Below are 20,065 nucleotides of genomic sequence, written 5' to 3' on the forward strand. Positions count from 1 at the left end.
CGGTGGGGGAAACAAAGCCGGCGCGGCCCGGGCACGGTACCTCAGGGACGCAGGAGGCCCTGGGGGTCGAGCTCCTCGCGCGCCACCGCGACGACGGCGTTGACCTTCTCGCTGTACGCCGCCGAGGGGTCCTCGCCGCCGAGGAAGTTCCGCGGGCCGCGGCCGTTGCCGAAGGGGCGCAGGGCCGCGAGGAGGCCCTTGAGCGCGGCGGGGACCAGGTCGGCGATCGGCGGCGCGAGGACGCCCACCGCATGCACCGCATAGGCGAGTCCGTGCGCGGAGACGGCCCGGCCGGCGTCGGACGCCATCGCACCGCCGAGCAGCCGGAACTCCACCAGGGGCAGGACCGTGGCGGCGTCCGGGCCGACGGCAGCGAGCACGGCCTCGATGGCCGCCTCCGTCAGGTCCACGATCCCTGTGCCTCCGCTGAGGAACGGCATCGGCGTCTCGGGATCCGAGTAGACGCGGTCGATCTCGGTGTACGGCAGCACGCCCACCGCATCCAGGAGGACGGGAGCGGCGGCCCGCATCGGAGCGAGGGCCTTCTCGCCGCCGGGACCCACGTGGGCGAAGCTGACGTGGACCGTGAGCTTCCCGGCGAGCTCGCGCGGAACGTCCGGCGCATCGGGGGCGCGCAGGAACCGGATCGCCGTGTTGGAGGCATCCTTGAGTGTGCGCGACCACGCCGCGAAGGCACGCAGGACGGACGCGGAATGCGCGCCGTCGAAGACGAGCGCCCCGCCGTAGACTTGCGCGACCCTGTAGAGGCGGAAGGTCACCGCGGTGACGACGACGAGGCCGTGGCCGCCGCCGGCGACGAGATCGAAGAGCTCCGGCTCGCGGGTGCGGCTGACGGTGCGGGCATCGCCGTCCATCGTGACGATCTCGAAGCTCACGACCGAGTCGGCGGCGAAGCCGAACGTGCGGCCGAGGACGGGCAGGCCGCCGCCGAGCGTGTACCCGACCACGCCGACGTCCGAGCTGGAGCCGTTCAGGGGGGCGAGGCCATGCTGCGCGGCCGCGTCGATGACCTCGCGCCACCGGGTGCCGGCGCCGACGGTCGCGGTCCGCGCATGGGGGTCGATCGCCACCGAGCGCAGGCGCTTGGTGCTCAGGAGGACCCCGCCCCTCATGGCGCGTTCGGCGCCGTGGCCAGTCGCCTGGACGTGGAGCGGCACGGAGTTCAGCGAGGCCCAGCGGACGGTCGCGACGACGTCGGCGGCGTCGCGGGCCGCGACGACGACGTCGGGGCAGTGAGCGACGGCGGCGTTGAACGCGGCAGCCTCAGCCGCGTAGCCCGGGTCGCTCGGGTCGAAAACCTCGCCGCGCACGAGGTCCTCGAGGGTGATGAATTCAGTCTGGACGGTCATGGTGTTTCTCTCTGGGTGTGGAACGGATCACGTTGAGACCAAGAGAGACACTACGCTCAGTTAGGGATTTTGTCTAGCGATTGGATTAACCCGCCGATGCAGCTACGCCACAGCGCAACGGCCCCCCACCTCGGAAGGTGGGGGGCCGCCGTCGTGCGCTGTGGCTGTGGCTGTGGACGGGCGTTACGCGCCCAGCTCCTTGCCGCTGCCCTTGGCGAGGGTCACGACCTCGGGGACCTGCGGACGGGGCATGCCGGTGAAGGTGAACTTCGCCTCGTCGCCCTCGCCCTCGGCGTCGATGACCACGATGTCGCCCGCGGAGAGGTCCCCGAAGAGGATCTTCTCCGACAGCTGGTCCTCGATCTCGGACTGGATCGTGCGGCGCAGCGGACGGGCACCCATCGTCGGGTCGTACCCGCGGGTGGCGAGCAGGACCTTGGCGGCCTGGGTGAGCTCGATGCCCATGTCCTTGTCCTTGAGGCGCTGCTCGAGGCGGGCGATCATCAGGTCGACGATCTCGATGATCTGCTCCTGCGTCAGCTGCGGGAACACCACGATGTCATCGACGCGGTTGAGGAACTCGGGGCGGAAGTGCTGCTTGAGCTCCTCGGTCACGCGCGACTTCATGCGCTCGTACCCGGTCTTGGTGTCGGTGCCGGACTGGAAGCCCGTCATGACGCCCTTGGAGATGTCCCGGGTGCCGAGGTTCGTGGTCATGATGATCACGGTGTTCTTGAAGTCCACCACACGGCCCTGGGAGTCCGTGAGGCGGCCGTCCTCGAGGATCTGCAGGAGCGAGTTGAACAGGTCCGCGTGGGCCTTCTCCACCTCATCGAACAGCACCACGGAGAACGGGCGACGGCGGACCTTCTCGGTGAGCTGTCCGCCCTCCTCGTACCCCACGTACCCGGGAGGTGCACCGAAGAGCCGCGAGACCGTGTGCTTCTCGGAGAACTCGGACATGTCCAGCGTGATGAGCGCGTCCTCCTCGCCGAAGAGGAACTCGGCGAGTGCCTTGGCGAGCTCGGTCTTGCCCACGCCGGTCGGGCCGGCGAAGATGAACGACCCACCCGGACGCTTCGGGTCCTTGAGGCCGGCACGGGTGCGGCGGATCGAGCGGGAGAGCGCCTTGATCGCGTCGTCCTGGCCGACGACCCGCTTGTGCAGCTCGTCCTCCATGTGGAGCAGGCGGCTGGACTCCTCCTCGGTCAGCTTGAACACCGGGATGCCGGTCGAGTTGGCGAGCACCTCGGCGATCAGGTCCTCGTCCACCTCGGCCACGCCATCCATGTCGCCGGACTTCCAGGCACGCTCGCGCTCGGCGCGCTCCGCGATGAGCTTCTGCTCCTTGTCGCGCAGCGAGGCGGCGCCCTCGAAGTCCTGCGCGTCGATCGCGGACTCCTTCTCGAGCTTGAGGGCGGCGATGCGCTCGTCGAGCTCCTTGAGCTCCGGCGGTGCCGTCATCCGGCGGATGCGCAGGCGCGCGCCCGCCTCGTCGATGAGGTCGATGGCCTTGTCCGGGAGGAACCGGTCCGAGATGTAGCGCTCGGCAAGGTTCGCCGCGGCGGCGAGGGCGCCGTCCGTGATGGTCACGCGGTGGTGCGCCTCGTACCGGTCGCGCAGGCCCTTGAGGATCTCGATCGCGAGAGCGACCGTCGGCTCGGAGACCTGGATCGGCTGGAAGCGGCGCTCGAGGGCGGCGTCCTTCTCGATGTGCTTGCGGTACTCGTCGAGCGTGGTGGCACCGATGGTCTGCAGCTCGCCGCGGGCCAGCATCGGCTTGAGGATGCTCGCGGCGTCGATCGCGCCCTCGGCGGCACCCGCACCGACGAGGGTGTGGATCTCGTCGATGAACAGGATGATGTCGCCGCGGGTGCGGATCTCCTTGAGGACCTTCTTGAGGCGTTCCTCGAAGTCGCCGCGGTAACGGGAGCCGGCCACGAGGGAGCCGAGGTCAAGCGTGTACAGCTGCTTGTCCTTGATGGTCTCCGGGACGTCCCCGCGCACGATGGCCTGGGCGAGGCCCTCGACGACGGCGGTCTTGCCGACGCCTGGCTCGCCGATGAGGACCGGATTGTTCTTGGTGCGGCGCGAGAGGACCTGCATGACGCGTTCCATCTCGTGCTCGCGCCCGATCACCGGGTCGAGCTTGTTCTCGCGCGCGGCCTGCGTGAGGTTGCGCCCGAACTGGTCCAGCACGACGGAGCCCGCAGGCGTGCCCTCGGGCTGGCCGGAGCCGGCGCCGGCGGAAGTGGTCTCCTTGCCCTGGTAGCCCGACAGCAGCTGGATGACCTGCTGGCGGACCCGGTTGAGGTCCGCGCCGAGCTTGACCAGCACCTGGGCCGCCACACCCTCGCCCTCACGGATGAGGCCGAGGAGGATGTGCTCCGTGCCGATGTAGTTGTGGCCGAGCTGTAGCGCCTCGCGGAGCGAGAGCTCAAGGACCTTCTTGGCGCGAGGCGTGAAGGGGATGTGGCCGGACGGGGCCTGCTGGCCCTGGCCGATGATCTCCTGCACCTGCTCGCGGACGCCGTCCAGCGAGATGCTCAGGGATTCGAGAGCCTTGGCCGCGACCCCTTCGCCCTCGTGGATCAGCCCGAGGAGGATGTGCTCGGTCCCGATGTAGTTGTGGTTGAGCATGCGGGCCTCTTCTTGGGCCAGCACCACCACGCGGCGGGCGCGGTCTGTGAATCTCTCGAACATTGCTCGAACTCCCCGGTTTAGCTTGGGTGCGTCACTTGCGTATCTCGATGCTACGTGCCGGGTGCCCACACGCAGAGGGCTGTTCGCCACAGGGTGAACCGGCGCCGTCGCCCCGCCTGGCGAGTCCGACGGCGGGTGGCCGGCGCGCCCGGACGCAGCCGCCCGCCGTCGTGCGCGCCGGAGAGCGGCGGAAATACGCTTCGGAAAAACGAGAAATCCCGGTGCGGCATGCGCATCGGGATTTCCCTTCCCCGGCCCCCCATGGACGGAGATTTAGCCAATTGAGGCTGATCAGGCATTCGCCTTGTGGTACGCCTCCTGGATCTCGGCCTGGATCCGGCCGCGGGCATTCACGTTGTAGCCATTGTCTCGGGCCCACTGGCGGATCTTCGCGGAATCCGAATTGCGCGAGGAGGACGTTGCGCGGGCCTTCGGGGCTGCGGCGCCCCGGACACTTGCCTTGCGGCCCGCGGAAATGAACTCCGCAAGGGCCTTGCGGAGCTTCTCGGCATTCGCCGAGGAAAGATCGATCTCGTAGTTCGACCCGTCGAGGCTGAAGCGGACGGTCTCGTCGGCCTTCCCTCCGTCGATGTCGTCCTCAAGAATAATCTGGACCTTCTGTGCCATATCTAAGCTCTCTTCTCTGTCATCGCTGGGGGCGAGGCAATGGGGAGTTCAAGCAATCGGCCCACCGCGTCGATATGACGGGGTCATGCCGAGCGATATCAGTATGAAGGCACAAATGGCGCACGTCAAAAGCACGTGCGCCACCTGTGAATAAGGCATCAATTCGTGGGGTGTTCTCCAGACTCGCGCTCCGCGCGCGCGAGCGCCTCGCGCTCGGACTTGTCCGCATTGAAGATGGCGCGCATGGCGAACCAGAAAATGAGGCCCACTACCACGGACGGGAGAAGGACGAGCACGTATTCCATCAGTTGGCCTCCGGCTTGAGGAGCGGGAAGAGGATCGTTTCGCGGATGCCCGCCTGCGTGAACAGCATGACGAGGCGGTCCACGCCGAGGCCGATGCCGCCCATAGGCGGGGCACCGTATTCGAGCGCCCGGAGGAAGTCCTCGTCCAGGGCCATGGCCTCGTCGTCGCCCTCCGCCGCGAGGCGGGACTGCTCCGTGAGCCGCTCCCGCTGGATGACGGGGTCGATCAGCTCGGAGAACGCCGTGCCGCGCTCCATGCCGCCGATGATGAGGTCCCATGCCTCGATGAGGCGCGGGTCCTCCCGGTGCGGGCGCGCGAGGGGCTGGGCCGACGGCGGATAGTCGTAGACGAAGGTCGGATTGAGGAGCGTGGGTTCGACGATCTCGCCGAACAGCTCGATGACGGCCTTCTCCTGGGTCCAAAGGGCGTCGGTCTTGACGCCGTGCTTCTCGCCGATCTCGAGGAGGCGCTCGAGCGGGGTGTCGGGCGTGATCTCCTCGCCGACGGCCTCGGACAGTCCGGGATAGACGCCGAGCCAGCGCCATTCGCCGTCGAGGTCGATCGTGCCCGCGGGCGTCTCGATCTGGCGGGTGCCCACCACATCGGCGACGTTGAGGATGATCTCCTTCATGCGCTCGGCCATGGTGAACTGGTCGGCGTACGCCTCGTAGCACTCGAGCGTGGTGAACTCGGGGCTGTGGGTCGAATCGACGCCCTCGTTGCGGAACACGCGGCCGATCTCGTAGACACGCTCGATCCCGCCGACCACCGCCCTCTTGAGGTACAGCTCGGTGGCGATGCGCAGCGTCATGTGCTGGTCGAACGCGTTCAGGTGCGTGGCGAAGGGGCGCGCGGTCGCGCCGCCGTGGACGAGGTTCAGCATGGGCGTCTCGACCTCGACGTACCCGCGCGCGTCGAGGGTGTCGCGGATGCTCTTGGTGATCTTGGAGCGCGTGTAGACCATCTGCCGGGCCTCCTCGCGCACGAGGAGGTCCACGTAGCGCTGGCGGACCCGCGTCTCCTCGTTGAGCCCCGCATGCAGGGTCGGGAGCGGCCGGAGCGCCTTGGACGCCATCTGCCACGAGTCGACCATGACCGAGAGCTCACCGCGGCGCGACGAGATGACCTCTCCGGTGACGAACACGTGGTCGCCGAGGTCAACGAGCGCCTTCCAGTCGGCGAGGCGCTGCTCGCCCACGTTCGCGAGGGACAGCATGGCCTGGAGACGCGTGCCGTCGCCTTCCTGGAGCGTCGCGAAGCACAGCTTGCCCGTGTTGCGGATGAACACCACGCGTCCGGCGACGCCGACCTTCTCCCCCGTGGCCGTGTCCGGCTCGAGCTCGGGGTACTTCTCGCGGACCTCCGCCAGCGAATGCGTGCGCGGCAGGACCACCGGATACGGCTGTTCGCCATTGGCGAGAAGCTTCTCCCGCTTGTCCCGGCGGATGTGCATCTGTTCGCTGGCGTCGGCGGGCTCTGCGGCGGGGAGGGAGGGGTTCTCTGCGGTCACGGAAGACAATTCTAGTTTCTCGTCCCTGCGGCTCGGGACTCGGGGATTCCCGCTAGGCTCGGTGCATGGCCGCCACGCAGCTCTCCACGTCGACCGTCACCAGCGAGGACGGGGCCGTCCTCGAGCTCTTCACCGCTCTCGGCAGGGCCTCGGAACAGGAGAAGGCCGCGGCGGGAGGTGTCGTCGTCGTGCACGGATCCATGGTGACGGCGGAGCTGTACAAGGAGCTCGCTCTCCGCCTCGCCGAGGCCCTCCATGCCCCGGTCCACGTGTACAACCGGCGCGGCCGGGGCGGGTCGTCGCCGCAGCCTGCCGACTACTCGCTGAGCACGGAGATCGCGGACCTGGCCAGCGTGCTCGAGCGCACGCAGACCGAGGCGGTGTTCGGGCACAACTACGGCGGGTGCATCGCACTGCACGCCGGGCGGGAGCTCGAGATCGGCCGACTCGCGGTGTACGACCCGATCATCTCCTTCGAGGGCAGCATCAAGGCCCCCTGGCTGCGCGAGTTCGAGGATTCCCTCGCCGCGGGTGACGAGGAGAAGGCACTCGCCGTGCTGCTCCGCGGCCTCCAGACCGCCGGTCCGGTCTCGAAGCTGCCGCTTCCCGTCCTGACGGTCCTCAACCGGATCGGCAGCCGCATGCCGATCGGGAAGGAGCTCTCGCGGCTGCTCCCGACCGGCCCGGCGGAGATCCGCGCGGTCGTCGCCGCCGATGCCGAGGCGAAGGGCTTCGACGAGCTCCCGCTCGAGACCCTGATCCTCGCCGGTGGGGCGAGCCCCGAGTACTTCGCCGACGCCGCCCAGAAGCTCGACGGCGTCCTGCCGGCCTCCGACTTCGACGTCCTGCCCAAGCTCGCGCACGATGCGCCGACCCGGCCGGCGAAGGCGCTGGTCGACCGTCTCGCGGACTTCTTCGCCAGCTGACCCCCCCGTTTCGGGTACGCCAAAACGCGCCCCTCCCCTTTCCGGGTACGCCAAAACGCGCCCCTCCCCTTTCCGGGTACACCAAACTCCGCGAGGTGGAACGCACGACGCCGGTCGGTGCCTCGCGCTGCGACCTCGCCAGGACGCAGCTCTCCGGCGGGAGGCAGGAAGCCGTCGTGACGCATGTGCGGTCCTCCCCGGCGATCGGGCACGCGGCGACGACTGACCTTCCGGTCAATCGGCCGGGCGCTACCCGTACCCGAAACTGCTTGGGAGCGCATTATCTGTACCCGAAACGGCCAGGGAGCGGATTATCTGTACCCGAAACGGGGGATGGGCGAGGGGTGGCGCGGGGGTGGGCGCCGGCGGGGCGGGGTCAGCGCGCGCGGAGCGGCATGTTGTCGATCAGCCGGACCGGGCCGACCTTCGCCGCGACAATCGCGAGCGCCTCCCCCGTGAACGGCGTCTCCCGGCAGTTGAAGGCGAGCGGCTCGAGCGTGTCCGTGTCGACGACGTCGAGGTAGTCGAGCTCCACGAGCGGCTGGGAGCGGATGAGCTCCTCGGCGTCGTCCGGGTTGAGCGGCTCGTGCGCCCAGGCCCGCGCCTCGAGGAGCCGCAGCGACCGCGAGAGGACGAGGGCGGCGTCGCGCTCCTGGCCTGACAGGAAGCGGTTCCGGCTCGAGAGGGCCAGCCCGTCGGCGTCGCGCACGATGGGCACGGCGACGACCTCGACGGGGAAGTCGAGGTCCTTCACCATGCGCCGCACCACTGCGACCTGTTGGGCGTCCTTCTGGCCGAAGTAGGCGCGGTAGGCGACCCGGCCGCCGTCGAACCCGCCCGGCATCGCGAGGTGGAACAGCTTCGAGACCACCGTGCACACGCCGTCGAAGTGCCCCGGCCGGGACGCGCCCTCCCACTTGGCCGCGAGCGGACCGGCCGTGACGCGCACCTCCGGCTCGCCGCCGGGGTACATCTCCTCGACGGACGGCGCGAAGACGATGTCGACGCCGGCCTCCTCCAGCAGCGCCGCATCGGCCTCGAGCGTGCGCGGGTAGCGTTCGAGGTCGGCCGCGTCGCCGAACTGCAGGGGGTTCACGAAGACGCTGGCGACGACGACGTCGTTGCCCGCCGCGGCGGCCTCGGCGAGCGCCCGGTGGCCGGCATGGAGCGCGCCCATGGTGGGCACGAGCCCGAGCGAGGGGGTCCCGGCAGACCCGCGGACCCGGACGTTCTCGGCGCCGACCTCCAGTGAGCGGCGCCGCGTCCCGGCGAGATGGCGCGAGATCGCGGCCTGCAGGTCGCCGCGGGTGTGCACGATCTCGATGGGCTGGCTGGGCATCAGCGGTCCTCTCCTGGGGCGGCGTCGGGGTCGGCGTCCGAGCCGGTCTGGGCTCCCCCGAGGGCCCGTTCGAGCTCCGCGCGCCTGCCCGCCGGCAGCATCCCGCGGCGGTCGGCCCGCACGGCCGTCGCACGGGCCATGGCCCGGTACGCGTCAAGGATATCGGCGGAGCCCACTCCTCCGGGGGCGGCCCCGAGCTCGGCCAGGGCCTCCACGTGCGCGGCGACCGTGCCGACGTCGCCGCGCGCGACGGGCCCGGTGAGCGCCGTCTCGCCGACCGAGAGCGCGTTGTCCAGCGACGCCCGCAGCAGCGGCCCCAGCACGGCCGAGGGGTTCTCGATCCCGATCCTGCCCAGGATCTCCGCCGCCTGGGATGCGATCGTCACGAGGTGGTTGGACCCGTGCGCGAGGGCCGCGTGGTACGCCACGCGGTCCCCCTCCGCGACCACCACCGGCTCCCCGCCCATCTCGACGACGAGGGCCTGCGCGACCGGAAGCATCGCCGGATCCGCAGTCACGCCGAAGCAGCAGTCGGCGAGCCTGCCGAGGTCCAGCGACATGCCCGTGAACGTCATCGCCGGGTGGATCGCGAGCGGAATCGCGCCGGCGGCCCGGACGGGCGCGAGGATGCCCACCCCGTGCCGCCCCGACGTGTGCGCCACGAGCTGCCCCGGCTGCCACGCCCCGAGCTTCGCGAGCCCCTCGACGAGCGGCCCCAGCGCGTCGTCGGGCACCGCGAGCAGGACGAGCTCCGACCGCTCGAGGATCTGCGGGATCTCGAGCACGGGCACGCCGGGCAGGAGCAGCTCGGCGCGCTCGCGGCTCGCCTCCGACACCGCGGAGACGCCCACGACGGCGTGCTCGGCCGCGCGCAGCGCCGCGCCCAGCACTGCGCCGACCCTGCCTGCCCCGATCACCCCGATCCCGAGCCGTCCGGGCCGGCGGCTCCGGGCACCGGGGAGGTCGCTGGGGGTGCTCATGGTGTGTCTCCTTCGGCTCGGACCGGCGGGTGTTGGCGGGCGGGTGGCGCGGCCCCGGGCGCACGACGGCGCGCTGCCGCGGCCCGGGCGGCCAGCTCGCCGAAGAGCCGCTCGGCGTCAGCCACTGCGAGATGGCGGACGGCAGGCCGGACGGGTCCGGGCGTCGAGTGCAGCTCGACGTCGGCGAGGCCGAACCGCCGTTCGAGCGGCCCCTGCGTGAGGGCGACCGACTGGGTGCGTCCGTGCGGGACGATCGAGAGCGTGCGCGCGAACGCACCATGGCGGCACAGGACGGCCGTCCCGGTTGCGAGGAATCCCGTGCGGCGCCACCCGAGCGGGTCGACCCAGCGCGCCGACCGCGGCGAGGAGGCGAAGCCCCCGTCGTCGCCCGTCCCGGTCATTCCGGCCTGGACGACGCCGCGGGCGGAGCCGGGGCCCGTGCCCGGGTCGGGGAAGACGAGGCCGAGGACACGGAAGACGTCCTCGAGCGTCCCGGCGGGCAGGACGGTGGACTTCGCTTCCTCCTGCCCCGAGGACTGCCCGTAGCCGGCCACGTTGACGTGCAGGGCCCACCACCCGAAGGGGCGCCAGAGAAACGGCTGGCGGATCCCGACCGCCTGGATCCGCCCCGCGGGGACGGTCTGCGTGCGGGTCTCGAGGAGTCCGTAGCGGAGGCGGAGGCCCTCCCCGGCGGCGAGGACGCGGAAGTTCCAGGTCCGGTTGATCCTCCCCCACGCGGTCGCCGCCGCGGCGAGGAAGGCCGGCACGAGGGCGACGCCGAGCGCGGCGACTCCGGTGACGACCTGGAGGGCGACCGAGGCTGCCGCTGCCAGGCCGGCCACCATGACGAAGGGGGTCAGCAGGGTCGAGGCCAGGATCCGCGCCACCGGGACCGCGGCGACGAGCGCCTCGCCCGGGTCAGCCGGAGCCCCGGGCGCCACCCGCTCGGCCTCGCGGCGCGCCCCGGGACGGGGCGCCGCGGCGCGCGGAAGCTGCTCAGCGGCGCGGAGCTGCTCAGCGGCGCGCGCTGCCGCGGCGGCCGCGAGGATCTGGGCCCGGAGCGCCTCAGCCTCGGCCACCGGGAGGAACGAGAGCCGCAGCGCGCTCTCCCCCGCGTCAGCGACCTCGAAGCGCAGCTCGGCGAGCCCGAACAGGCGCGCGAGGAGCGGCTGGGCGAGGTCCACCGCCTGCACGCGGTCGAGCCGGGCCTGCCGGAGCTGGCGGAACACGATGCCGGTGCGGAGCCGCACCGTGGTCGCGTCGACGGCGAACCGAGTGGTCCACCAGGAGAACATGAAGCCGGCAGCCACGAGCACGACCACGCCGATCCCCACCGCGGCGAGGACCGGCACGGGGACCCCGCTCCACCATCCGCGGTTCACGCCGCCGGACAGGAGCGCCTCGAACCAGTCCCTCCCGACGGCCACGAACAGCGCCGCGACGAGGATCCAGCCGCGCACCCACGGCGAGAGGGGGTGCACGCGGCGCCACTCGCCGTCGTGCGCGGATCCCGGGATCTGCTGGGTTCCCATCGGGTCAGAGTCCTGCCAGGCGCGCCTCGCCGCGCGCGCTCAGCTGCTCCCGGAGCCGCGCCGCCTCGGCGTCGGGCAGGCCGGGGATGGGAACGGTCGACTGCCCAGCGGGGGCCGCGGTATGGAGCTTCACGGTCGCGAGCCCGAGGGCGCCCTCGATCGGGCCCACCGAGACGTCCACGTACTGCATCCGCCCGTACGGCACGACGACGACGCGGCGGACGAGGAGCCCGTGGCGGATGAGCAGGTCGTCCTCCCGCTCGGCGTACCCCATGGCGCGGACCCTCCGGGGAACGAGCGCCAGGTTGGCCAGGGCCCCCGCCGCGACCGCCGCCGGAAGCCCGACGGCGAGCCAGACCGGAGGCGTGAACAGGCCCAGTGCGCCGGCCGCGAGGGGCGCGCAGGCGAGGGCGGTCCAGACGATCGCGGAGATCGCGGCTCCGGCGAGCCGGAGCGTCAGGTACTTCGGGTCGAGCCGCCTCCACTCGATCCCGTCGGGATCGAGGGCGCGCCGCCGCCCAGCGGGCCAGGACGCCTCTGGGCCGGAAGGGTCAGGCAAGACCACCCTCCGCGTCCGGGGCACGGCCGCCGCCCGCGATGTCTCCGCCGGAGGTGCCCTCCGCGTCGTCGCCGTCCTCGGGCGGGATGCGGCAGAACCGCTCGACGATGAAGCCGATGGTGACCATCACGACGCCGCCGGCCATCATCCCGAGGGCCTGCAGGACGATGGGATTGTCCGAGCGGGAGGTCAGGATCGGGATCTGGTCCGCGATCACGCCCGCGTGCCAGCCCAGCAGGACGGCGCCCGCGTACGCGCAGGCATGGCCGAGGACGAGGGTGCGGGCGGCGAAGATCGGGTCGAGCATCCGCCTGCGGTGCCCCGTCCGCCACCGCAGCACGCGGAATCCCAGCACGAGCGTCACGACGGCGATGACCCCCATCGAGGCCAGTGCGCTGAGGGGGAGCACGGGAGTCGGCATGGAGGCGCGCTGCGCATAGGCGTTGACCGCGAGCCCCACGATCCCGGCGAACACGACGACGATGCTGAGCACCCACGGCTTGAGGGGAGTCATGTCGTCTCCTGGTCCGTGAGCACGTCGAAGCCCTCCACGCCCTCCGCGTCGGCGCAGTCCTCGAGCAGCTCGACGATCGGGTGCCCGTCGAGGATCGCCGTGGGCTCGATCGTGACCCAGGGGAAGAGCACGAACGCCCGCTCGCCGGCCCGGGGGTGCGGGATGGTCAGCTCGGGGTCGTCCAGCCTGACGTCCCCGTACGTGATGATGTCGACATCCAGGGTGCGCGGGCCCCAGTGGACCTCGCGGGTGCGGTGGTGCTTGGCCTCGACGGCGTGGCAGTGCTCGAGCAGCTCGTACGGGCCCAGGCTCGTCTCGACGATCATGACCATGTTGAGGAAGTCCGGCTGGCCCTCCGGTCCGCCGACGGGCTTCGTCTGGACCACCGGCGAGACATCCACGAGCCGCACCTCAGGCCGGTCGACGAGGTCCGCGACAGCCTCCGCGAGCGTCTCTGCCCGTGCACCGAGATTGCTGCCGAGGGCCAGGACGGACCGGACCCATTCGTGCCGCTCCCCAGCCATGTCAACGCTCCCGGAAGACGGTGACGGACACGTCGCCGAAGGGCACCCCGATGGGGGCCTGCGGCTTGTGCACAGTGAGTTCGACGGCGTCGACCGGGAACTCGTCGAGGATGGTTTCGGCGAGCCGCACCGCGAGCGTCTCGATGAGGTCCACCGGCTCGCCCTCGACGACGGCGACGATCCGCTCGGCAACCTCGGCGTAGCTCGTGGTCCGGGCGAGCTCGTCGCTGCCGGCCGCCGCGCTGAAGTCCGTGTGCAGGACGGCGTCGACGACGAACGGCTGCCCGTCGCGCCGCTCGAAGTCGAGCACGCCGTGGTATCCGGTCGCCGTCACGCCCGTGAGCGTGATCAGGTCCGGGCGAACGCGCACGCTGCCGGCCACCGGCCCTCCGTCCACTCTGCCTAGGCCTTCGCCCGGGCGGCGACCTTGACGGCGTCGAGGTTCGCCGCGACGTCGTGCACGCGCACGCCCCACGCCCCCGCCGCCGCGGAGAGGACGGTGATCGCAGCGGTGCCGGCGTCCCGCAGCTTGGGCGGCGCGGCCTTCCCCGCCGTGGTGAGCAGCTCGCCGATGAAGCGCTTGCGGGAGGCCGCCACGAGCACGGGGTGGCCAAGCTCGGTGAAGCGATCGATGTGCTTCACGAGCTCCCAGTTCTGTTCGCCGTTCTTGGAGAAGCCCAGGCCCGGGTCCACGATGATCTGCTCATCCTTGACCCCGCCTGCGAGCAGACGGTCGCGCAGCGCCCTCGTCTCCGCGAGGACCTCCTCGACCACGTTGCCGTAGGCGGCCAGTCCGTCCATGCTCTTGGAGTCGCCACGGCTGTGCATGAGGACATAGTGCACGCCGGTCTCGGCGACGAGCGAGATCATCTCATCGGTGAGGGCCAGCCCCGACACGTCGTTGATGATCGCCGCGCCGGCCTCGATCGCCTTGGCTGCGGTGGCGGCGCGGCGCGTGTCCACCGACACGAGGGCGCCGGCCTTCGCGAGCGCCGCGACCACGGGCAGGACGCGCTCCTGCTCGAGGTCCTCGGGGACCTCGTCCGCGCCGGGGCGCGTCGACTCGCCGCCGACATCGATGATGTCCGCGCCCGCGTAGTACATGCGCAGCCCGGCGGCGATGGCGGTGTCGGCGGTGGCGTAGTCCCCGCCGTCGCTGAACGAGTCGGGGGTGACGTTGAGGATCCCCATGACGACCGTGCGGTCGCTGGGGAGACCCGCGAACGTGGCCCGGGCGCGCGCCTGGCGCAGCACGGGAAGGGGGGAGGTATTGGGCCCGGTTCCGGGCGCTGCTGCGAGAGAGTCCATCGTCGTACTCACCTTCCGAGAATGAGGCTCATGGCTTCGGCGCGGGTAGCTGGGTCGTGCAGTTGGCCGCGGACGGCGCTCGTGACGGTGTGGGCCCCCGGCTTGCGCACGCCGCGCATCGACATGCACATGTGCTCGCACGAGATCACGACGATCACGCCGCGGGGCTTGAGGTGGTGGACGATCGCGTCCGCCACCTGGGTCGTGAGCCGCTCCTGGACCTGGGGCCGGCGCGCGTAGATGTCGACGAGGCGCGCGAGCTTGCTCAGTCCGGTCACGCGTCCGTCATGGGAGGGGATGTAGCCCACGTGGGCGACACCGTGGAACGGCACGAGGTGGTGCTCGCACGTCGAGTAGAACGGGATGTCCTTCACGAGCACGAGCTCCTCGTGGTCGAGGTCGAACGTGACCCCCAGGACGTCCTCGGGGTCCATGTGGAGGCCAGCGAACGTCTCGGCGTAGGCCTTCGCGACCCGCTTCGGGGTGTCCTTCAGCCCGCTGCGGTCCGGGTCCTCCCCGACGGCGAGCAGGATCTCCCGCACGGCCGCCTCGATGCGGGGCAGGTCCACGTCCTGGACTTCCGCAGGCAGCTCGAAAACGTCGTCGTCGTCAATGTGGGTCACGGATCGATCCTAGCGGTGCGGGCGAAATGGCGAGGCGACGGCCGTCACACGCCCTCGCTGCCGGGAGCGAACTCCTGCTCGCCATGGGGGTGGTGGGCCTGGCCGACGTCGAGGGGCTCCTCGCGCCTGGCGTTCGCCGCCTCCTCCTGGGCCTCGCGCGCCTTGCGCTCGGCCTCGGTCTCGACCGGCGGGATGTTCTGAACCGGGCGGGACTCCTTGGAGAGCCACACCTCGCGGAAGTCGCGCTTGCGCACGTCCGTGAAGATCTCCGCGATCTCCTTCTGGTTGAGCGTCTCGTGCTCGAGGAGGGCCAGGGCGAGGCGGTCCAGGACATCGCGGTTGTCGGTGAGGATGTCGTACGCCTCGTCGTGCGCCTGGTCCATGAGCCGGCGCACCTCCTCGTCCACGATGTACGCGACCTGGTCGGAGTAGTTCCGCTCGTGGGCCGCATCCCGCCCGAGGAACGGCTCGCCGCCGCCCTGGCCGAGCTTCACGGCGCCGACGCGCTCGCTCATGCCGTACTGGGTGACCATCTTCCGTGCGGTGGAGGTGGCCTTCTCGATGTCGTTCGAGGCACCCGTGGACGGGTCGTGGAACACGATCTCCTCGGCGACGCGGCCGCCCATGGCGTAGGCGAGCTGGTCGAGGAGCTCGTTGCGGGTGATCGAATACTTGTCCTCCTCGGGGACCACCATGGTGTAGCCGAGGGCACGTCCGCGCGGGAGGATGGTGATCTTCGTCACGGGGGCGGAGTTGCGCAGCGCCGCCGCGACGAGGGCGTGGCCGCCCTCGTGGTACGCCGTGATCTTGCGCTCGAGGTCCTTCATCACGCGCGAGCGCTTCTGCGGGCCGGCCATGACGCGGTCGATGGCCTCGTCGAGGGCCCGGTCGTCGATGAGCTGCGCGTTCGAGCGCGCTGTGAGGAGCGCGGCCTCGTTCAGGACGTTCGCGAGGTCGGCGCCCGTGTAGCCGGGGGTCTTCTTCGCGACCGCCCTGAGGTCCACGTTGGACGCCATCGGCTTGCCCTTGGCGTGGACCGAGAGGATCTGCTCGCGGCCCAGCAGGTCAGGCGCCTCGACCGGGATCTGGCGGTCGAAGCGGCCCGGGCGCAGGAGCGCCGGGTCCAGGACGTCCGGCCGGTTCGTCGCCGCAATGAGGATGACGTTCGTCTTGACGTCGAAGCCGTCCATCTCGACCAGGAGCTGGTTCAGGGTCTGCTCGCGCTCGTCGTTGCCGCCGCCGATCCCGGCGCCGCGGTGGCGCCCCACGGCGTCGATCTCGTCGACGAACACGATGGCCGGGGCGTTCGCCTTGGCCTGCTCGAACAGGTCGCGGACACGGGACGCGCCGACGCCGACGAACATCTCGACGAAGTCCGAGCCCGAGATCGAGAAGAAGGGGACGCCGGCCTCACCGGCGACCGCGCGCGCCAGGAGGGTCTTGCCCGTCCCGGGAGGGCCGTAGAGGAGCACGCCTTTGGGGATCTTGGCGCCCACCGCCTGGAACTTGCCCGGCTCCTGGAGGAACTCCTTGATCTCATGAAGCTCCTCGACGGCCTCATCAGCACCGGCGACATCCGTGAACGTCACCTGCGGCATGTCCTTGGTGATCATCTTGGCCCGGGACTTGCCGAACTTCATCACTTGGCTGCCGCCCCCCTGCATGCGGGAGAGCAGGAACCAGAACACCGCTCCGAGGAGCAGGACCGGGATCAGGAGGGACAGGACGGAGCCGAACCAGTTGTTCTCGACCGGCTGGTCCGTGTAGCCCTTGGACAGGTTCGCGTCGTTGACGGCCTTGATGACGTCGTCGCCGCGCTGGGTGATGAAGAAGAACTGGACGGTCTTGCCCTTGTCCTGGCCATCGACCACATAGTCGTCCTTCAGGACGAGGTCGACGCGCTCTTCGCCGTTGAAGATCTTGGCCTGCTCGGCCTTGCCGTCCTTGAGGAGCTGAAGACCGACCGAGGTGTCGACGCGTGTGCTTCCGCCCGGGGCCAGCGTTCCGAAGGCCAGCAGGAGCAGGACGACGACCACAACGATCCAGATTCCCGGACCCTTGACGAAGCTCTTGACGTTCATGAAATCGGGGCTAGACCCCGTCCCTTCTGTAGTGCACCGGTACTGTCATGCGCGAAGGCTGTGGCCACCAGCATGACACCGTTCGGAAACGTTCACGCACGGTTCACTCCAAAAGTTCCCCCCGCACCGGTGCGCTGACGGCGAAACGCGCCGCGCGGCGTCGTGCGCCGCTGCCCACCGGCATCGGAGTGACCGAGGTCTGCGCGACCTACTCGTACACGTGGGGCGCGAGCGTGCCCACGAAGTCGAGGTTGCGGTACTTCTCGGCGTAGTCGAGGCCGTAGCCCACCACGAACTCGTTCGGGATGTCGAAGCCCACGTACTTGACATCGATGCTGACCTTGGCGGCGTCGGGCTTGCGGAACGCCGTGCAGATCTCGACCGACGCCGTGCCGCGCGACTCGAGGTTGGTCTTGAGCCACGAGAGGGTCAGGCCCGAGTCGATGATGTCCTCGACGATGAGGACGTGCTTGCCCATGAGGTCCGTGTCGAGGTCCTTGAGGATCCGCACCACGCCGGAGGACTGCGTGCCGGAACCGTAGGACGAGACCGCCATCCAGTCCATCGTCACGTGCGAGTGCAGGGCCCTCGCCAGGTCCGCCATGACCATCACGGCGCCCTTGAGGACTCCGACGATGAGGAGGTCCCGGCCGTCGTAGTCGCGGTCGATCTCGGCGGCGAGCTCGGCGATGCGGTTCTGGATCTCCTCCTTCGTCTTGAGGACGTGCTTGAGGTCTGCGTGGACGTCGGTCGATTCCACCTGCGGCTCCTGTGGTCGAGCGTGTGCCTGCCTGCTGGGGCGTGACGCGGTGCTGGGTCAGCGATGCGATACCAAGACTAGCCCCCCGCGGTGCCCCGCGCCCTTGCCGGCGCCGCCCCTGGGCTGCCGGAACGCGCTCACGTGCCCCGGGACCTCGACCGGCCCTGCCGAGCCGCGGGGCTCGAGGAGGCGCTCGACGGCGGCGAGCCGCTCGAACGTGAGCTGGCCTCCCAGCTCGGTCACCGCGAGCGCGATCACGCGGCTGCGGAGCGCCTGGGGCAGGGCCCGCAGCTGGGGGCCGGGAAGGACGACGGCGCGCCCGCCCCCGCGGTGGGGGGTCATGTCCCTGCTGGCAGGGGTGACCTCGGCGGCAGACGGGGTGACCTCGGCGGCAGACGGGGTGACCTCGGCGGCAGAGGGGGTGACCTCGGCGAGGGCGGCGTAGATCCGCTGGGCCGCGCCGTCGAGGTAGTCCGCGTCGGCAGCCAGGAGCGCGGCGGTGCGGGCGAGGCCTTCGGCCACGCCGGGCCCGAGCTCGGCCTCGAGGAACGGCATCGTCGCCGTGCGGACCCGCGAGCGCATGAACCGCGGGTCCTCGTTCGTCGGGTCGAACCACGGCTCGAGGCCCTCGGCGACGCACACGTCGAGCGTGTCGGCGCGGCGCAGCGTCAGGAAGGGCCGGGCGTACAGCCCTCGTACCCGGCGCATGCCCGCGAGGGCCCGGGGCCCTGACCCCCGTGCGAGCCCGAGGAGCACCTGCTCCGCCTGGTCGTCCAGCGTGTGCCCGAGCAGCACCGCGTCTGCGCCCCACGCGTCCGCCTCGGCCTCGAGGGCGGCGAGCCGCGAAGCGCGCGCAGCGGCCTCGGGCCCCTCGCCCCGGCGCTTGACCTCCACGGCGACCACCCGCACCGGCGCGAGTCCGAGCTCGCCCAGCACACCCGCCGTCGTGCGCGCGACCTCCCCCGAGCCCTCCTGCAGCTGGTGGTCGACGACGACGGCGCCCGCCTCGAGCGGGTGTCCCGACACCCCGCCGCGGCGGGCGAAGTGGGCGACCGCGGCCGCGAGCGCGAGCGAGTCCGGTCCGCCGGAACAGCCGACGAGGACCCGGCGCGGCCAGCCGGCCTCGGCGAGCGCGGCCTTCACCGCGTTCCGGGCGGCGCCGACGGCGGGGTGGAGGCGGCGCCGGGTGGGCGAGGCGCTGTCGCGGGCCGGGTCGAGGGCCGGACCGAGGGCGCTTCCGGAGTCCCCGGCGGTCACAGGCCCATGCGGGAGACCCAGGTGTCCGGGGCGTGGATCTCCTCCTCGGTCGGGAGGTTCCCGGGGCCCTCCCACACACGTTTGAAGCCCGCCATCCCGACCGCGTCGACGACGTGCCGCACGAACCTCTGGCCGTCCGTGTACTGGCGCATCTTGGCCTCGAGCCCCAGGAGGCGGCGGATGAACGTCTCGAGCGGGCCGCGGTTCTCGTTCCGCTGCTGGAACCGCTGCCGGATGGTCTTGACGGTGGGCACCACCGAGGCGTCGATCGCGTCCATGACGACGTTCGCGTGCCCCTCGAGCAGGCTCATGACCGCCGTCAGGTGGGAGATCGCGGCGCGCTCTGCGGGGTCCTGGAGCAGGTCGAGGATGGCACCCTTGCTCGGGAGGTCCGAGGCGCTCCCGGTGCGGTCGCGCAGGGACCTGGCGACCGCCGTCGCGCGTTCCATGAGGGAGTCCATGTTGCCCACGAGGCTCTCGCTCAGCTGCCCGATCTGCTCGGTCATGTGGCCGCGCAGCCACGGGGCGGCGGCGAACTGGACGCGGTGCGTCTGCTCGTGGAGGCACACCCAGAGCCGGAAGTCCTCGGGCTCGAGCACGAGTTCGCGCTCGATGTGGACGATGTTGGGCGCGACCAGCAGCAGCCGCCCGGCCGGCGGGACCGTGGACCCGGGCGCGAGGGCCGAGAACGGCTCGTACTGCCCGAGAACCCGGCTCGAGAGGTAGGCGAGGATGAGGCCGAGCTGGGTCCCCGTGATTGCCCCGCCGACCTTCGCCGCGGTCGGGGTCAGCTCGCTCGCGCGCTTCTCGACGAGGTGCGTCAGCACCGGGTCCATCATGACCTCGAAGCCCTGCGTGTTGGCCTTCGCCCACGAGGCGCGGTCCACGATCAGCAGCTGGGAGTCGCGCAGGTCCGCGGCGACGTCGAGCCCCGTGATGCGGTGGACGTGGGCGACCGAGGCATCGGCCAGGCGCCGCAGGCTCTCGACGACGTCGCGCGCCTCAGCCGGCGACAGCGCCGGCCCGGGGGGCGCCAGGCGCGCCGCGGTTGACGCAGCGAGATCCCAGTTGATCAGTTGGCTGGCCATCTGCGAGGCATCCATGCCTCCATTCGACCACATGCTGCTGTCCCTCCGCTGTGCGGGG

At 71.0% G+C, this 20,065-nt stretch carries 19 protein-coding genes; 1 reads left to right on the forward strand and 18 read right to left on the reverse strand.

What is annotated here, in order from left to right:
* Positions 1-41 precede the first annotated feature (41 nt).
* The 5 genes from ACQ5BE_RS12330 to lysS form a co-directional block, all read right to left on the reverse strand.
* A complete protein-coding gene (locus ACQ5BE_RS12330) occupies positions 42-1,370 on the reverse strand; it encodes an FAD-binding oxidoreductase (RefSeq protein ID WP_430297285.1) in 1,329 nt (442 codons plus the stop codon).
* A gap of 183 nt (positions 1,371-1,553) precedes the next feature.
* On the reverse strand, positions 1,554-4,073 hold the full coding sequence (locus ACQ5BE_RS12335) for an ATP-dependent Clp protease ATP-binding subunit (RefSeq protein ID WP_430297286.1): 2,520 nt from the start codon (positions 4,071-4,073) through the stop codon (positions 1,554-1,556).
* A gap of 291 nt (positions 4,074-4,364) precedes the next feature.
* The gene (locus ACQ5BE_RS12340; RefSeq protein ID WP_208711237.1) at positions 4,365-4,700 is read right to left on the reverse strand and encodes a histone-like nucleoid-structuring protein Lsr2; all 336 of its coding nucleotides are present in this window, start codon (positions 4,698-4,700) and stop codon (positions 4,365-4,367) included.
* 158 nt (positions 4,701-4,858) lie between these two features.
* Entirely contained in the window at positions 4,859-5,005 is a 147-nt protein-coding gene (locus tag ACQ5BE_RS12345) for a hypothetical protein (RefSeq protein WP_208711235.1), read from the reverse strand.
* Entirely contained in the window at positions 5,005-6,459 is a 1,455-nt protein-coding gene (gene lysS, locus ACQ5BE_RS12350) for a lysine--tRNA ligase (RefSeq protein WP_430297383.1), read from the reverse strand. The genes ACQ5BE_RS12345 and lysS overlap by 1 nt, the downstream gene beginning before the upstream one ends.
* Positions 6,460-6,581: 122 nt before the next feature.
* Between lysS and ACQ5BE_RS12355 the strand changes: the two genes are divergently transcribed.
* Positions 6,582-7,442, forward strand: a complete 861-nt coding sequence (locus tag ACQ5BE_RS12355) for an alpha/beta hydrolase (RefSeq protein WP_430297287.1) — start codon at positions 6,582-6,584, stop codon at positions 7,440-7,442.
* Positions 7,443-7,818: 376 nt separating this feature from the next.
* Here the strand turns inward: ACQ5BE_RS12355 and panC are convergent, their stop codons facing one another.
* From panC to ACQ5BE_RS12420, 13 genes are all read right to left on the reverse strand, one after another.
* Positions 7,819-8,781: a pantoate--beta-alanine ligase gene (panC, locus tag ACQ5BE_RS12360; RefSeq protein ID WP_430297288.1), complete on the reverse strand. Its 963-nt coding sequence runs from the start codon at positions 8,779-8,781 to the stop codon at positions 7,819-7,821.
* Entirely contained in the window at positions 8,781-9,761 is a 981-nt protein-coding gene (locus ACQ5BE_RS12365) for a Rossmann-like and DUF2520 domain-containing protein (RefSeq protein WP_430297289.1), read from the reverse strand. The genes panC and ACQ5BE_RS12365 overlap by 1 nt, the downstream gene beginning before the upstream one ends.
* Positions 9,758-11,293: a PH domain-containing protein gene (locus tag ACQ5BE_RS12370; protein WP_430297290.1), complete on the reverse strand. Its 1,536-nt coding sequence runs from the start codon at positions 11,291-11,293 to the stop codon at positions 9,758-9,760. Before ACQ5BE_RS12370 ends, ACQ5BE_RS12365 begins: the two co-directional genes overlap by 4 nt.
* A 4-nt stretch (positions 11,294-11,297) precedes the next feature.
* Positions 11,298-11,852, reverse strand: a complete 555-nt coding sequence (locus ACQ5BE_RS12375; RefSeq protein ID WP_430297291.1) for a PH domain-containing protein — start codon at positions 11,850-11,852, stop codon at positions 11,298-11,300.
* Positions 11,845-12,366: a DUF3180 domain-containing protein gene (locus tag ACQ5BE_RS12380; protein WP_430297292.1), complete on the reverse strand. Its 522-nt coding sequence runs from the start codon at positions 12,364-12,366 to the stop codon at positions 11,845-11,847. The genes ACQ5BE_RS12375 and ACQ5BE_RS12380 overlap by 8 nt, the downstream gene beginning before the upstream one ends.
* The gene (gene folK / locus ACQ5BE_RS12385; RefSeq protein WP_430297293.1) at positions 12,363-12,890 is read right to left on the reverse strand and encodes a 2-amino-4-hydroxy-6-hydroxymethyldihydropteridine diphosphokinase; all 528 of its coding nucleotides are present in this window, start codon (positions 12,888-12,890) and stop codon (positions 12,363-12,365) included. The genes ACQ5BE_RS12380 and folK overlap by 4 nt, the downstream gene beginning before the upstream one ends.
* A gap of 1 nt (position 12,891) precedes the next feature.
* Positions 12,892-13,272 (reverse strand): dihydroneopterin aldolase, encoded by a 381-nt coding sequence (gene folB, locus ACQ5BE_RS12390; RefSeq protein WP_430297294.1) that lies wholly within the window; start codon positions 13,270-13,272, stop codon positions 12,892-12,894.
* Between the two features lie 20 nt (positions 13,273-13,292).
* Complete coding sequence (gene folP / locus ACQ5BE_RS12395) at positions 13,293-14,198, reverse strand: dihydropteroate synthase (RefSeq protein ID WP_430297295.1); 906 nt, start codon at positions 14,196-14,198, stop codon at positions 13,293-13,295.
* A gap of 8 nt (positions 14,199-14,206) precedes the next feature.
* Positions 14,207-14,821 carry a GTP cyclohydrolase I FolE gene (gene folE / locus ACQ5BE_RS12400; protein WP_255405456.1) on the reverse strand — a complete coding sequence of 205 codons (615 nt, stop codon included), beginning with the start codon at positions 14,819-14,821 and terminating at the stop codon, positions 14,207-14,209.
* Between the two features lie 44 nt (positions 14,822-14,865).
* Complete coding sequence (ftsH, locus tag ACQ5BE_RS12405; protein WP_430297296.1) at positions 14,866-16,902, reverse strand: ATP-dependent zinc metalloprotease FtsH; 2,037 nt, start codon at positions 16,900-16,902, stop codon at positions 14,866-14,868.
* A 208-nt stretch (positions 16,903-17,110) separates the two neighbouring features.
* Positions 17,111-17,662 carry a hypoxanthine phosphoribosyltransferase gene (gene hpt / locus ACQ5BE_RS12410; protein WP_208711226.1) on the reverse strand — a complete coding sequence of 184 codons (552 nt, stop codon included), beginning with the start codon at positions 17,660-17,662 and terminating at the stop codon, positions 17,111-17,113.
* A gap of 57 nt (positions 17,663-17,719) precedes the next feature.
* Entirely contained in the window at positions 17,720-18,805 is a 1,086-nt protein-coding gene (tilS, locus tag ACQ5BE_RS12415) for a tRNA lysidine(34) synthetase TilS (protein ID WP_430297384.1), read from the reverse strand.
* Positions 18,806-18,915: 110 nt separating this feature from the next.
* The gene (locus ACQ5BE_RS12420; RefSeq protein ID WP_430297297.1) at positions 18,916-20,022 is read right to left on the reverse strand and encodes a zinc-dependent metalloprotease; all 1,107 of its coding nucleotides are present in this window, start codon (positions 20,020-20,022) and stop codon (positions 18,916-18,918) included.
* Positions 20,023-20,065 lie beyond the last annotated feature (43 nt).

It is taken from the genome of Sinomonas sp. B1-1 (genome assembly GCF_050474465.1).
In the GTDB taxonomy this organism is placed as follows: Bacteria; Actinomycetota; Actinomycetes; order Actinomycetales; family Micrococcaceae; genus Sinomonas; species Sinomonas flava.